Source organism: Ectobacillus sp. OTK (assembly GCF_059698935.1).
Genome location: NZ_AP048547.1, coordinates 4,045,405 through 4,058,147, shown reverse-complemented (window position 1 = coordinate 4,058,147; position 12,743 = coordinate 4,045,405). Strand labels below are relative to the sequence as shown.

The 12,743-nt window shown below is 43.6% G+C and carries 14 protein-coding genes; 12 read left to right on the top strand and 2 right to left on the bottom strand.

Annotation, left to right across the window (positions count from 1 at the left end):
• The first annotated feature begins 265 nt into the window (after window positions 1–265).
• The 11 genes from AC6HZ4_RS20070 (at window position 266) to AC6HZ4_RS20020 (ending at window position 8,674) form a co-directional block, all read left to right on the top strand.
• Window positions 266–1,468 carry a D-alanyl-D-alanine carboxypeptidase family protein gene (locus AC6HZ4_RS20070; RefSeq protein WP_497491469.1) on the top strand — a complete coding sequence of 401 codons (1,203 nt, stop codon included), beginning with the start codon at window positions 266–268 and terminating at the stop codon, window positions 1,466–1,468.
• Window positions 1,469–1,834: 366 nt separating this feature from the next.
• Window positions 1,835–2,185 carry an anti-sigma F factor antagonist gene (gene spoIIAA, locus AC6HZ4_RS20065; protein WP_497491468.1) on the top strand — a complete coding sequence of 117 codons (351 nt, stop codon included), beginning with the start codon at window positions 1,835–1,837 and terminating at the stop codon, window positions 2,183–2,185.
• A complete protein-coding gene (gene spoIIAB, locus AC6HZ4_RS20060) occupies window positions 2,186–2,626 on the top strand; it encodes an anti-sigma F factor (protein ID WP_497491467.1) in 441 nt (146 codons plus the stop codon).
• A gap of 12 nt (window positions 2,627–2,638) precedes the next feature.
• Complete coding sequence (gene sigF / locus AC6HZ4_RS20055; protein ID WP_497491466.1) at window positions 2,639–3,397, top strand: RNA polymerase sporulation sigma factor SigF; 759 nt, start codon at window positions 2,639–2,641, stop codon at window positions 3,395–3,397.
• A gap of 353 nt (window positions 3,398–3,750) precedes the next feature.
• On the top strand, window positions 3,751–4,371 hold the full coding sequence (locus AC6HZ4_RS20050) for a stage V sporulation protein AA (protein WP_497491465.1): 621 nt from the start codon (window positions 3,751–3,753) through the stop codon (window positions 4,369–4,371).
• Window positions 4,364–4,780 (top strand): stage V sporulation protein AB, encoded by a 417-nt coding sequence (locus AC6HZ4_RS20045; RefSeq protein ID WP_497495787.1) that lies wholly within the window; start codon window positions 4,364–4,366, stop codon window positions 4,778–4,780. The genes AC6HZ4_RS20050 and AC6HZ4_RS20045 overlap by 8 nt, the downstream gene beginning before the upstream one ends.
• 11 nt (window positions 4,781–4,791) lie before the next feature.
• Complete coding sequence (gene spoVAC / locus AC6HZ4_RS20040) at window positions 4,792–5,247, top strand: stage V sporulation protein AC (protein WP_497491464.1); 456 nt, start codon at window positions 4,792–4,794, stop codon at window positions 5,245–5,247.
• A 15-nt stretch (window positions 5,248–5,262) separates the two neighbouring features.
• Entirely contained in the window at window positions 5,263–6,276 is a 1,014-nt protein-coding gene (spoVAD, locus tag AC6HZ4_RS20035) for a stage V sporulation protein AD (RefSeq protein WP_497491463.1), read from the top strand.
• A gap of 7 nt (window positions 6,277–6,283) precedes the next feature.
• The gene (gene spoVAE, locus AC6HZ4_RS20030; RefSeq protein ID WP_497491462.1) at window positions 6,284–6,634 is read left to right on the top strand and encodes a stage V sporulation protein AE; all 351 of its coding nucleotides are present in this window, start codon (window positions 6,284–6,286) and stop codon (window positions 6,632–6,634) included.
• 5 nt (window positions 6,635–6,639) lie between these two features.
• The gene (gene spoVAEA / locus AC6HZ4_RS20025) at window positions 6,640–7,224 is read left to right on the top strand and encodes a stage V sporulation protein SpoVABEA (protein WP_497491461.1); all 585 of its coding nucleotides are present in this window, start codon (window positions 6,640–6,642) and stop codon (window positions 7,222–7,224) included.
• Window positions 7,196–8,674 (top strand): spore germination protein, encoded by a 1,479-nt coding sequence (locus AC6HZ4_RS20020; RefSeq protein WP_497491460.1) that lies wholly within the window; start codon window positions 7,196–7,198, stop codon window positions 8,672–8,674. Before spoVAEA ends, AC6HZ4_RS20020 begins: the two co-directional genes overlap by 29 nt.
• A 499-nt stretch (window positions 8,675–9,173) precedes the next feature.
• On the opposite strand, the gene AC6HZ4_RS20015 is transcribed toward AC6HZ4_RS20020, so the two are convergent.
• The gene (locus AC6HZ4_RS20015; protein ID WP_497491459.1) at window positions 9,174–10,040 is read right to left on the bottom strand and encodes a DUF1002 domain-containing protein; all 867 of its coding nucleotides are present in this window, start codon (window positions 10,038–10,040) and stop codon (window positions 9,174–9,176) included.
• A gap of 289 nt (window positions 10,041–10,329) precedes the next feature.
• On the opposite strand from AC6HZ4_RS20015, the gene AC6HZ4_RS20010 reads away from it, so the two are divergent.
• Window positions 10,330–10,764 (top strand): peptidylprolyl isomerase, encoded by a 435-nt coding sequence (locus AC6HZ4_RS20010; RefSeq protein WP_497491458.1) that lies wholly within the window; start codon window positions 10,330–10,332, stop codon window positions 10,762–10,764.
• A 58-nt stretch (window positions 10,765–10,822) separates the two neighbouring features.
• Here the strand turns inward: AC6HZ4_RS20010 and AC6HZ4_RS20005 are convergent, their stop codons facing one another.
• Window positions 10,823–12,646, bottom strand: coding sequence for an APC family permease (locus AC6HZ4_RS20005; RefSeq protein ID WP_497491457.1), 1,824 nt, complete (start codon window positions 12,644–12,646; stop codon window positions 10,823–10,825).
• Window positions 12,647–12,743: the final 97 nt, after the last annotated feature.

Genomic DNA, 12,743 nt, shown 5'->3' with positions numbered 1-12,743 from the left:
TACATATAATACACTTAATACAGTATCTATTTTTACACTAATTGTCAATAGGATTTCATTAAGTTAATAAGAAAGTATAACTTTTGGGACGTTGTCCAGCTCCACCAGCCTGCCCCCTGCGAGGTCAGCCCTTCTGCCCATGAGGCAAAAAGCGTCTCATGGATCAGAGAATTATCCATTTTGCTCAACTATTTTTAGAAAAAAATGGTATAAACAATTTTTTGCTGGAAACAATAGATATGATACTGATATGGAGGGTGTGGACATGAGACGATTCATCGGAATATTGGCTTGTTTCACATTATTATGTTCCGCAGCTCCGGTTGGCTTTGCGCAATCTGAAGTAACGCCCAAGCAGCCGGTGCAAAAGCAAGCGGAAGCTTCACAGCCGAAGCTGGTGGAAAACGCTTCATCTGCCGTTTTGCTCGAGCAGGATACAGGAAAAGTGTTATTTGATAAAAACAGCAATGAAAAGCTGCCCCCAGCGAGCATGACGAAAATTATGACGATGCTGCTCATCATGGAGCAAATCGACAAAGGAAAGCTTAAGCTTACTGATAAGGTGCGTACGAGCGAGTATGCGGCTTCCATGGGAGGGTCACAAATTTTCTTGGAGCCGGGTGAAGAAATGACAGTGGATGAGATGCTAAAAGGCATCGCGATTGCCTCTGGAAATGATGCTTCCGTTGCGGTTGCTGAGCATATTGCCGGTTCGGAGGAAGGCTTTGTTACGATGATGAATAACAGAGCAAAGGAATTGGGACTAAAAAATACGCAGTTCCAAAATCCAACAGGCCTGCCTGCGGAAAATCATTACTCTACCGCATACGATATGGCAGTGATGGCGAGAGAATTAATGAAATATCCGCTCATCCGCGAGTATACAGGGAAATATGAGGGCTATTTACGGGAAAATACGGACAAGCGATTTTGGCTTGTAAATACGAATAAGCTTGTTCGTTTTTACCCAGGTGTTGACGGCGTGAAAACCGGCTTTACGACAGAGGCGCGTTATTGCTTAACAGCTTCTGCGCAAAAAAACGGCATGCGTGTTATTGCTGTTGTGATGGGAGCGCCAACCTCAAAGGAGCGTAATGCGCAGGTTACAAAGCTGCTTGATTACGCATTTAGTCAATATACGACAAAGCTGCTTTATAAAAAGGATCAGACAATCGCAACAATCAAGGTGAGCCGCGGCCAGCGAAAAGAAGTGAAGCTTGTCGCCGCTGACAACGTATCGGTACTGCTGAAAAGAGGAGAAAGCGCCGATAAGGTGACGAAGGAAATCGTCATGGATAAGAAGGTAAAGGCACCTGTGAAGAAAGGTGATGCACTTGGCACCCTCGTTATAAAAAATGAAAATGAAGTCATTTCAAAGCAGCCGATTGTAGCGAGTGAGGATATTGATGCAGCGAGCTGGTGGGAGCTGTTTAAACAGAGCTTTGGGGTGTTTTCAAAATCGAAGTAAGAAAAGTGTAATTGATCCGTTTGCTCCCGGAGTAAAACAATCGCTCGCAAAACGCACGGTTCGGGCGGAGCCGATTCACAAAATTATTCCGTGTGTTTTACCAAGAAAGGCGCTTTTTGCCTTTTATCGGGGAAGTTATTTTACGGAAGGGAGCAGGGCGGTATCTAAAAAGCTATACTTTTATTCTCGAAGTAAATCGTGAGAGCGGCTGTGAGCCGCTTCCCCTTTTGACGGCGGCTCTGCTTCCTGGGTGCGAAAATACACTTCTTTTGTCAGATGGAAGGAATCACTAATCAATAAAGCGAAAGATGTTATATACGTTCCGCGCGAATGCGCACGAAGCCTATAAACAAGGGGGAAGGAAACGTGAGTCTTTCGATAAGTTTAGAAGTGAAGCAAGATGTGCTTTGCATTCGGTTGGAGGGAGAGCTCGACCATCATACAGCTGAAGAGCTGCGTACAAAAGTAACAACGATGCTAGAAAAGAAGCAGATTCACCATATTATTTTGAACCTTGAGTCTTTGAGTTTTATGGATAGCTCCGGTCTTGGGGTTATTTTGGGAAGGTATAAGCATATTAAAAGCTTAGGCGGAGAAATGGTTGTTTGTGCAATTTCTCCTGCTGTGAAACGGTTATTTGAAATGTCTGGCTTGTTCAAAATTATCCGTTTGGAAGAAAGTGAACAAAACGCACTTGCGACATTGGGGGTGGCATAAATGAGAAATGAAATGCATTTGCAGTTTTCTGCTCTCAGCCAAAACGAATCGTTCGCGCGCGTAACAGTTGCTTCTTTTATCGCACAGCTTGATCCAACGCTAGACGAGTTAACGGAAATTAAGACCGTTGTCTCGGAGGCCGTAACAAACGCGATTATTCACGGATATGAACAGAGGCCGGATGGTATTGTATATATTACAGTTACATTAGAGGACGGGGCTGTCAAAATGACAATCCGTGATGAAGGAATCGGTATTGCAGATTTAGATGAAGCAAGACAGCCGCTATTTACGACAAAACCTGAACTAGAGCGTTCCGGCATGGGCTTTACAATCATGGAAAATTTTATGGACGAAGTCGAAGTTATTTCCAGCCAAAATTTCGGAACAACGATTCATCTTACGAAGTATTTGTCAAAAAGCAACGCTCTATGCAATTAAGGAGACAAGCCTATGGACATAGAGGTAAAAAACGAAAATGGAAAAGTGCAATTAAAGGACCATGAGCTGAAGGAACTGATTCAAAGAAGCCAAGCTGGCGATCAAACCGCACGAGATACGATTGTAGAAACAAATATGCGCCTTGTTTGGTCCGTTGTACAGCGCTTTTTAAACCGAGGCTATGAGCCGGAGGATTTATTTCAAATTGGGTGCATTGGGCTGCTAAAATCGGTTGATAAATTTGATTTGTCGTTTGATGTTAAGTTTTCGACGTATGCCGTTCCGATGATTATTGGAGAAATCCAACGCTTTTTGCGCGACGATGGCACAGTGAAGGTAAGTCGTTCCTTGAAGGAAACGGGAAATAAAATTCGTAAGATGAAGGACGAGCTCTCGAAAACATTAGGACGGGCTCCAACGATTAATGAAGTAGCGGAAGCGCTTGAGCTTACGCCAGAGGAGGTTGTGCTGGCGCAGGAGGCAAGCCGTACGCCGTCTTCTATCCACGAAACAGTATACGAAAACGATGGAGATCCTATTACGATTTTAGATCAAATTGCTGACCAAACCCAAACGAAATGGTTTGATCAAATTGCTTTGAAAGAGGCAATCCGCGAGCTTGATGAACGCGAGCGTCTTATTGTGTATTTACGATATTATAAAGACCAAACGCAATCTGAAGTAGCGGAACGGCTCAGTATTTCTCAGGTGCAGGTTTCACGCTTAGAAAAGAAAATATTGCAGCAAATGAAGGACCGAATAGGTGAATAGCCTGTTCGGTTTTTTATTTTTGTATAACAATTTTGTGTGTAAAAGTCCAAATGTAATTCATGCTGCACATACACTATATAAAGGTGTGAAGGAACAGGCACAACCCCTCTATACTTCTCTTTTGAATATTTTAGCGATCTATCCTGTCGAAATTCGATAGTCACATCGTGTTTTGTAACGTATTTTTAGCATAACCACTTTTTTCCTCATTAAACATCTTTCACTCGAATGTTCTATTCTAATATAATACATCCCGAAATCGTGTCTGCTTTTCTTTTTATCAAAAATTCGTATTAGATAATTTTGCATCAAGCATACTACAACTACGAGGAATTGTGGAGGAGATGGTGGCAATGAGCAACCTTGTCTATGTGAAAATGCGTCAGCGTTTGCAGGTGTCGCCGGATTATGAAATCAAGATAGGAGATGTTGCGCAAATTACGGCGGATAAAACGATTGTCAAACACCTGAGGCAGTGTCCCGTGTATCAAATTACAAAGCAAGATAAAACGCATGTAGTAATCGACGCAATGAAGGTAATTGAGGCAATCAGACAATGCGACGACCGATTAGAGCTCAATCTATTAGGACCAGCACAAACGATTGTGGAAATCGTTTATGAACGAAAACATGTAAATCCATTTTTCTTCACCGTCGTTTGGCTGCTTTTATTTGTCGGAGCTGGCCTCGCTATCATTTACTTTCATGAAGACGTAAGTATGCAGCAGGTGCATCAACGTATGTATTACATGGTAACAGGAGAAACGGTCAAAAAGCCGCTTTTATTTCAAATCCCATATTCACTCGGACTTGGAATTGGTATGATTTTGTTTTTTAATCATGTGTTTAAAAAGCGTATTAACGAAGAGCCGAGCCCGCTTGAGGTTGAAATTTTTCAGTATCAGCAGTCATTAGACCAATACGTGGTTATGAATGAAAACAAAGAAAGCATGAAACGGCTTGAAAATCGTTGAATACGGCTCGGTTATGTTTATTGGCTTTGCGGGCGGCATTGCGGTTGGAGGAGGATTTGTGGCTTTTCTAGCGGTGCTTGGCATTATTCCAAGGCTGGTGCAGCTGACAAAAAGTGTACATTATGTGCAGGCCTATGAATGGGCGGTTATAACAGGCGCATTAGTCGGCGGCTGGTGCAGCTTGCGAGATACGGTGCTATCAGCTTCTCCTTTTTGGGTTGTACCGCTCGGTTTGCTATGCGGCGTTTTCGTTGGTATGCTGTCGGCTGCTTTAACGGAAGTGCTAAATGTGCTTCCAGTATTAGCAAAACGAATCGGCGTAGACGGGAAAATTATTGTGCTGCTAATGGCTCTTGTACTTGGAAAGGTGTTGGGTTCCTTGTTTCATTGGCTGTATTTGATTAAATAGGAGGGATACAGATGGGGCAGAAAAAGTTAAAGGATGATTATAAAAATAATATTAAGCCATACCAGCCAAAACCGAATTATGTCGTGAATTGCGTGAGAGCGTTTATCGTCGGCGGCATCATTTGTACGATTGGAGAAGCGTTAATGAAGTTTTACATGACAGTTTTCCATTTTTCCGATAAGGATGCAGGTAATCCTACGGTAGCAACACTTGTGATCCTCTCCGCACTTCTAACGGGGCTTGGTATGTACGACAAGATCGGACAATACGGCGGCGCCGGATCGGCTGTGCCTGTAACGGGATTTGCCAATTCCATGACAAGTGCAGCCATGGAGCATCGAAGCGAGGGGATTGTACTCGGTGTGGCAACAAACATGTTTAAGCTAGCGGGAAGCGTTATTGTGTTTGGTGTAGTCGGAGCTTATGTTGTGGGGCTTATCCGCTATACATTAACACTGATTATGTAAACAAGGAGGGACAGCATGAGGCTGACAGGAAAACAAACGTGGGTGTTTCAAAATGATGTGTATGTCAATGCAACAGGCACGGCAGTTGGACCGCTGGAAGCGAACGGTCTGCTCGGTGAATATTTTGATGTAAAGTATGATGATCTCCACTGCAACGAAGACAATTGGGAGCTTGCTGAAAGACGGCTCATGAGCGATTCCATTGAACAAGTGCTGACAAAAACGGGACTTAGACATGAAGATATTAATTTTTTACTTGCTGGAGATTTACTCAATCAAATTGTAACAGCGAGCTACTCGGCACGTCATCTAGGGATTCCATACTTAGGAATGTTTGGCGCCTGCTCAACGTCTATGGAAACATTGGCGGTCGGTTCGGCATTAGTTGACGGAGGCTTTGCCAGTCGGGTTTTGGCAAGCGTTAGCAGTCATAACGCTACAGCGGAGCGGCAGTTCCGTTATCCGACTGAATATGGGGGACAAAAGCCAGGTTCGGCAACATGGACGGTAACAGGAGCGGGAACGGCTTTAGTTAGCCGAGATCCGGGACCGATTAAAATCACAGCTGCCACGATTGGAACAGTGGAGGATCTTGGTATTACAGATCCGTTTGATATGGGCTCTGCGATGGCGCCGGCAGCGGCGCGAACCATTCAACAGCATTTTGAGGATTTAGGACGCAGCGCAAGTGATTACGATTTAATTGTAACGGGCGACTTGTCTGCAGTTGGAACACCGATTTGCCGGCAAATGCTGCTAGATGAAGGTTATGATATGGGGAATGTATACAATGATTGCGGTTTAATGCTTTACGGACCGGATCAAGAAGTATTTGCCGGCGGCAGCGGCTGTGCATGCTCAGCTGTTGTTACATACGGACATTTACTGCAGGAAATGCGCTTAGGAAACTTAAATCGTTTGATGGTAGTAGCTACTGGTGCCCTGCTAAACCCAATAATGATTCAACAAAAGGAAAGCATCCCGACAATTGCGCATGGCGTTGTGTTTGAACGCGTAAAAGGAGTGTAGTGAAGGTATGGAGTTTATATATGCTTTTTTAGTTGGCGGAGCCATCTGTGTAATAGGACAACTGTTTTTAGATATTACAAAGCTAACCCCGGCCCATCTTATGGCAAGCTTCGTGATACTTGGGGCAATACTGGATGGGTTTGGCATTTATGACAACTTAATTCGCTTTGCCGGTGCCGGTGCCACTGTTCCGATTACAAGCTTTGGTCACTCCCTCATGCATGGAGCAATGGCGGAAGCGAAGCAGCACGGTTATCTAGGCCTTGGAATGGGGATGTTTTCGCTCACGTCTGTTGGGATTTCAGCCGCTATTTTGTTTGCATTTATCACTGCTCTTATTTTTAAACCGAAAGGATAAGATCTATGAAAAGAAGGGTTATTTTGGTGACGGACGGAGATGAATACGCGCTGCGCACAATCGAATATGCAGCAAAAGAGTTTGGCGGGCGCTGCATTTCGGCATCCCAAAGCAATCCGACAAGAATGACAGGAGAACAAGTAGTAAAGCTCATTCTTCAGACACCGCACGATCCTGTTTTTGTATTGTTTGACGACAGTGGTTACATAGGAGAAGGGCCAGGAGAGCAAGCCTTAAAATATGTGGCGAACCATCAACAAATTGATGTTCTTGGCGTGCTAGCCGTTGCATCTAACACACACCATCACGAGTGGACGCGCGTGGATGTTAGTATTGATCGAAATGGCCAATTAACGGAATACGGTGTTGATAAATCTGGCCTCGCTGATACGGAAATCGGGCGCATTAACGGTGACACCGTATACTGTCTTGACGAGTTAAATGTACCGATCATTATCGGGATTGGTGATATTGGAAAAATGTATGGAAACGATGATGTAAAGCGAGGCTCCCCTGTAACGAAGCAGGCAATTGGGCTGATTTTAGAAAGGAGCGGATACTATGAAAGCAACGGAGCAGCAAAAGGTTAGCATTCCCATTTCTTCGTTCTTGAGCGATAATGAAAACTATTTAAAGCAAACAGTCGGACTCGGTGTAACGTTTGATATCGGCTTGCGAAAGTTTAATTTTTTAGGAACACAGATCGGTCTGCTATTTGTAAACGGATTAAGTGATTCTAATTTCATCATGCATCTTTTAGATGAAGTTATTGATACAAATGATGTAGAAAGCCAGCGCGGCAATGTGACAGCGATTTTAGAAAACCGCCTGATCCATCAGCAGGTAAGTAAAGTGAAGACGATGGAGGAAGTGCTGTCGTCCGTTTTATCAGGGCTCATTATTATATTTGTTGAAGGAGAGGAAGAGGCGTTTGTCATTGACGTTCGCAGTTATCCAGGACGGACGCCGATGGAGCCTGATACAGAGAAGGTTGTACGCGGCGCCCATGATGGATTTGTTGAGAATATCATTATCAACACCAGCCTGATTCGCCGCAGAATCCGGGATTCACGTCTTCGCCATGAGATTCTAAAGGTTGGCGAGCGCTCAAAAACAGACATTTGTATTTCCTATATACAGGACATTGCAGACCCGGATTTAGTAAAAATTATTAAACAAGAGCTAACGAGCATCAAAATTGATGGTCTCACAATGGCTGATAAAGTAATTGAAGAATTTTTAGTGAAGCAAAGCTTTAATCCGTATCCGCTTGTACGATATACGGAGCGGCCCGACGTTGCTGCCAATCATATTTTGGAGGGGCATGTTCTCATTATCGTCGATACCTCTCCTAGTGTCCTGATTACGCCGACAACGTTTTTCCATCATGTGCAGCATGCAGAGGAATTCCGGCAAAATCCGGCGGTCGGCACGTTTTTACGCTGGATTCGGTTTATCGGGATTTTTTTCTCGCTCTTTTTATTGCCGTTTTGGCTGGCGTTTGTGTTCGACCCGAGCCTTTTACCGGATCGGCTTGGGTTTATTGGACCGAATAAAACGACGAATCTGCCGATATTCCTGCAAATTATTTTGGCTGAGGTCGGCCTTGAATTTTTACGAATGGCATCTATTCACACGCCAACAGCGTTATCGACCTCGCTTGGTTTAATAGCTGCCGTGCTTGTCGGACAAATCGCGATCGAGGTTGGCCTATTTGTTCCCGAGGTTATTTTATATTCAGCTATCTCCGTAATTGGAACATATGCGACACCGAGCTATGAGCTTGGGCTTGCGAATAAAATCGCAAAGATTTTCATTATTTTACTTACGGCATGGCTTCATGAAATAGGCTTTATTATCAGTGTAACGGTACTGATTCTCTATCTTGCATCAGTTAAAAGTCTGCAGACTCCGTACCTATGGCCATTTTTGCCATTTGACGGAGGCGCGCTTATGAAAATTTTCGTACGCCCGAAATTTTCCAGTATGAAAGCAAGACCAAGCATCGTCCATCCGCAAAACACAAACCGCTTGCCGTAAAGAAAACTCGCCGATTGGCGAGTCTTTAGGCGAAGACAGAGGCGTAGTTGCACTTACACTTTGTTCCTAAAATTTCCTACTACGTCGAATTCGCTTCTAGCTGGAAATTTATACTTTCCTAAAGTGTAAAGAACAGCGGGCATGAACCGGTTTGCTTGCGAAGAGGATGGTTCTCTGCCGGGCGGGCAGGGGTTTTTCCCTACAGCAAGCAGGTCATGGGAGCTGGACAGTATTCCGATGAAAAGTTATACTTTCTTACCTTTTAAACAAACTGTTTTCGCAGATATTGCTGCTTTTGCTTCTTGCCCGGCAGTATGTATACAACACTGTGGGGAAAGACGGGAAGTCAGAAATGAGAGACCGGTTGCAGAGACGAATAGCCTCTATTCTTCTATTCCTGCAGCAACAATTGTTTAGAAAAGAACTTTTAAAAAAGACGGCCGAAATGAGGAGAAATGTCTCCTGTTCGGCCGTCTCATTCATTTGATATGATATCCTTTTACTTAAATAATGACTTCACAAAATCAATAAAGCTTGCAAAAACCTCTTTTAGCTGCTCCAAAAAGGTTTGGCCCTCCTCTGAACTCAAGAACGCCGTTACTTTTTCCTTGGCTTGATTCAATTGATCGCCGACTTGATTCCAGTCAATATTTAAGCTTTGCATTTTCTGAAATAAGGTAACGAGATTGTTGAATTGCTCGTCAGTTAATTGAATACCAAGCTCATCTGCATATTTTTTAATAAGGGCTTGCAGCTCCTCTACTGTTTGCGGCGGATTGTCCGCAATGGCTTCCTTTATCTTTGCGACAAGTGCTACTGCCTGATCGGAGCCAATTTGGTCACCAAGCTGTGCGGTTGTTACCATTTCCTGATTTGCGACCTGCTTGACCTCTTCGGAGATCGGCTGGTTTGTCGCCACCTCATACGCCTTCATTAAGCCTGTAAGCGCAGCTGTACCGGAAACGGTGAACGGCGCTGTAATATAAATATTTGCGTCTTTTACACCCGCTGTAATAAGCGCGTTCGTGTACATCGCATCTGTTACCCAGCTAATATTTTTTGTTTGTACGATTAAGCCGGAGCCGGCCTTTGTGTACGTAATCATTGAGGACGAAATTGCTTTTGTGCCAATTTGTGCCTTCGGTACATATTTATCCAAATATTTGTGCTCTTCCGCATTAGAAACGGTAATAATTTGTGCATCGCTTGGCGCCTTCATTTCCTCTAACATTTGAGTTTTTTGTTGTTCCGTTAAGTTTTCTCCTAACGTTACGATACTGTCTCCTTCTGCTACATCTGCCAATGCAGAAACAGGCATAAGCAGTACAGATAAGGCGAGAAGCCACGATAAGAGCTTCGTTTTCACGAAAATCGCTCCTTTCCTTCTTTCCGATAATTTTAGGGCAACAAGCCCATTATAGTACATTTCTATGCTTTGTCATCAGTCTTAAGTTGGATTTTTGAAAAGTTGTCTTGTTATATTTTGGGAAGAAAAAAACATATAACCAATCAATTGGATGAGAAACGCTTTATTACATAAGGCCGTTAGTAAAGCGTTTTGCATAAATACTATTTCTCCATAAGGTCCTTGCTTTGTATCCGGCACGCAATATGATATGATAGAGGCTGAGATTGAATAAAGGAGAGATTTTCCAATGAAAAAAGGTCATATCATTATGGAAAACGGTGAGAAGATTGAATTCGAACTGTTCCATGAAGCAGCACCGATTACAGTTGATAACTTTGCAAAATTAGCTAAAGAAGGATTTTATGATGGTGTAACATTCCATCGTGTAATTCCAGGCTTCGTAAGCCAAGGCGGAGATCCAACTGGCACAGGAGCAGGCGGTCCTGGCTATTCCATTCCATGTGAAACAGCAGGCAACCCGCATAAGCATACAGCAGGAGCACTTTCAATGGCGCACCGCGGAAAAGATACAGGCGGAAGCCAATTCTTTATCGTGCATGAGCCGCAGCCTCATTTAGACGGTGTACATACTGTGTTTGGAAAAGTCATCGAAGGTATGGAAACAGTGCTGAATATGAAGCAAGGCGCTGTTATGAAGGAAGTTAGAGTTTGGGAAGATTAATTTCCCTTAGAAAAAAGCGAAAACCCCAGCCTGAAAGGGCCAAGGGTTTTCGCTTTTCTTATTTCCAAAAATGATACGGCACCGTTGCTACGACAACATCCTTTTTGTACAACAAATAGGTGCGCAGTAAAATACTTGATTGGTTATGCAAAATATTATGCCAGTTTTTCTTTGGGATAAACTGCGGAATAAGCACGGTCACAGTATGATGATTTTCCTTCGCCTTTGCATCAATTGTGTCAATGAGCTTAAATAGCGGCCGTGTTAAGCTGCGATAGGCAGTGAACACAGTAATAAGCCTTATTTCAGGCTTCCATTCTTCCCACTTTTTCTTCATTCGGATTTCATCCTCACGATCGAAGGCAACGTATACTGCAAATACGCGGTCGCCAATTGACTCTGCATAGTTAATGGATTGCTCCACAACCTTTGTGATACCAGCTATAGGCACGATTACGACATTTCCTTCAATCGTTTCCGCTTTCCCAATCGTATCGATTCGCAATTGTTCGCCAACCGCATCGTAATGGCTGCGGATTCGGTGGAATACGAACACGATGATTGGCAAAAAGACAAGGACGGACCACACTTGCCCGAACTTTGTCAGAAACAGGATGCTCAACACGGTAAAGGTAATAATCGCTCCAAGCAGGTTTGTGAGCATTTTTGCAATCCAGCCTGCAGGCTTTTCTCGGAGCCATTTTAATGTCATACCGGTTTGTGATAAGGTAAACGGGATAAATACCCCAACCGCATAGAGCGGGATCAGCTGCTCTGTTTGCCCTTTAAATGCAACAATTAAAAGAATAGACGCGAGACCAAGTGTAAGAATACCATTTGAGTAGCCTAAACGGTCTCCGCGCATTAAATACATACGCGGCATATACTTATCCGCTGCTAAATTGTACGCAAGCAAAGGAAATGCTGAAAACCCGGTATTGGCAGCAAGAACAAGAATCAGGGCCGTTGTTCCCTGTATAAAGTAATACATGAAGTTTCTTCCAAATATGTTAGAAGCAATTTGCGACACAACCGTTTCTTCCGGATTTGGCGTAATGCCATACCAATATGCAAGTACTGTGATGCCAGAAAACAACACAGCTAAAATTCCGCCCATCATTATGAGCGTGATAACTGCATTTTTGGGAGCTGGGTCTTTAAAATTTGGGATTGCGTTAGAAATTGCTTCAACACCTGTTAATGCAGAACAGCCAGAGGCAAATGCGCGAAGCAACAGAAATAATGTGATACCTGACACAGCCGTTCCGACCGGTGCATGTGCGTCAGCCGGAGCTTGTCCTGTTACAATGTTGCAGAGCCCTGCTCCAATTAAAACAACGAGGGCGAGGACAAACAAATAGACAGGATAAGCGAGTACGGAAGCGGACTCTGTGACTCCTCTTAAATTTAGAATTGTAATAAAAATAACAAGTACGATTGCGATAATTACCGTATAATCGTGAAGAGCCGGAAATGCTGATGTGATTGCATCTGTTCCGGCAGAAACGCTTACCGCAACTGTTAAAATGTAATCGACAAGCAGCGAACCCCCGGCAATTAAACCTGCATTTTCACCCAAATTTCTTTTGGAAACGACATAGGCGCCGCCCCCATGCGGATAAGAGTAAATAATTTGCCTGTACGACAGGATAAGAGCGAGCAGTAAAATAAGAACACCTAAGGCAATCGGGAGGGAATACCAAAAGGCAATCGTTCCAAGTGCGACCAAAACAAGCAAAATTTGCTCCGTTCCGTATGCGACAGACGAAAGCGCATCAGAAGATAAGATGGCCAACGCCTTTAGTTTATTAAGCTTTTGCTCCCCAAGTTCAGTTGATTTCAGCGGCTTTCCAATAAGGAAACGCTTTAGAGACGAAATCATAAATTCACCACCGTTATGTAAAATCTCCTGTGAATTGTACCATTTTTTTCATGACTTCGTATATGAAAAGTACAATTAAATGTGAAATTAGTATGTG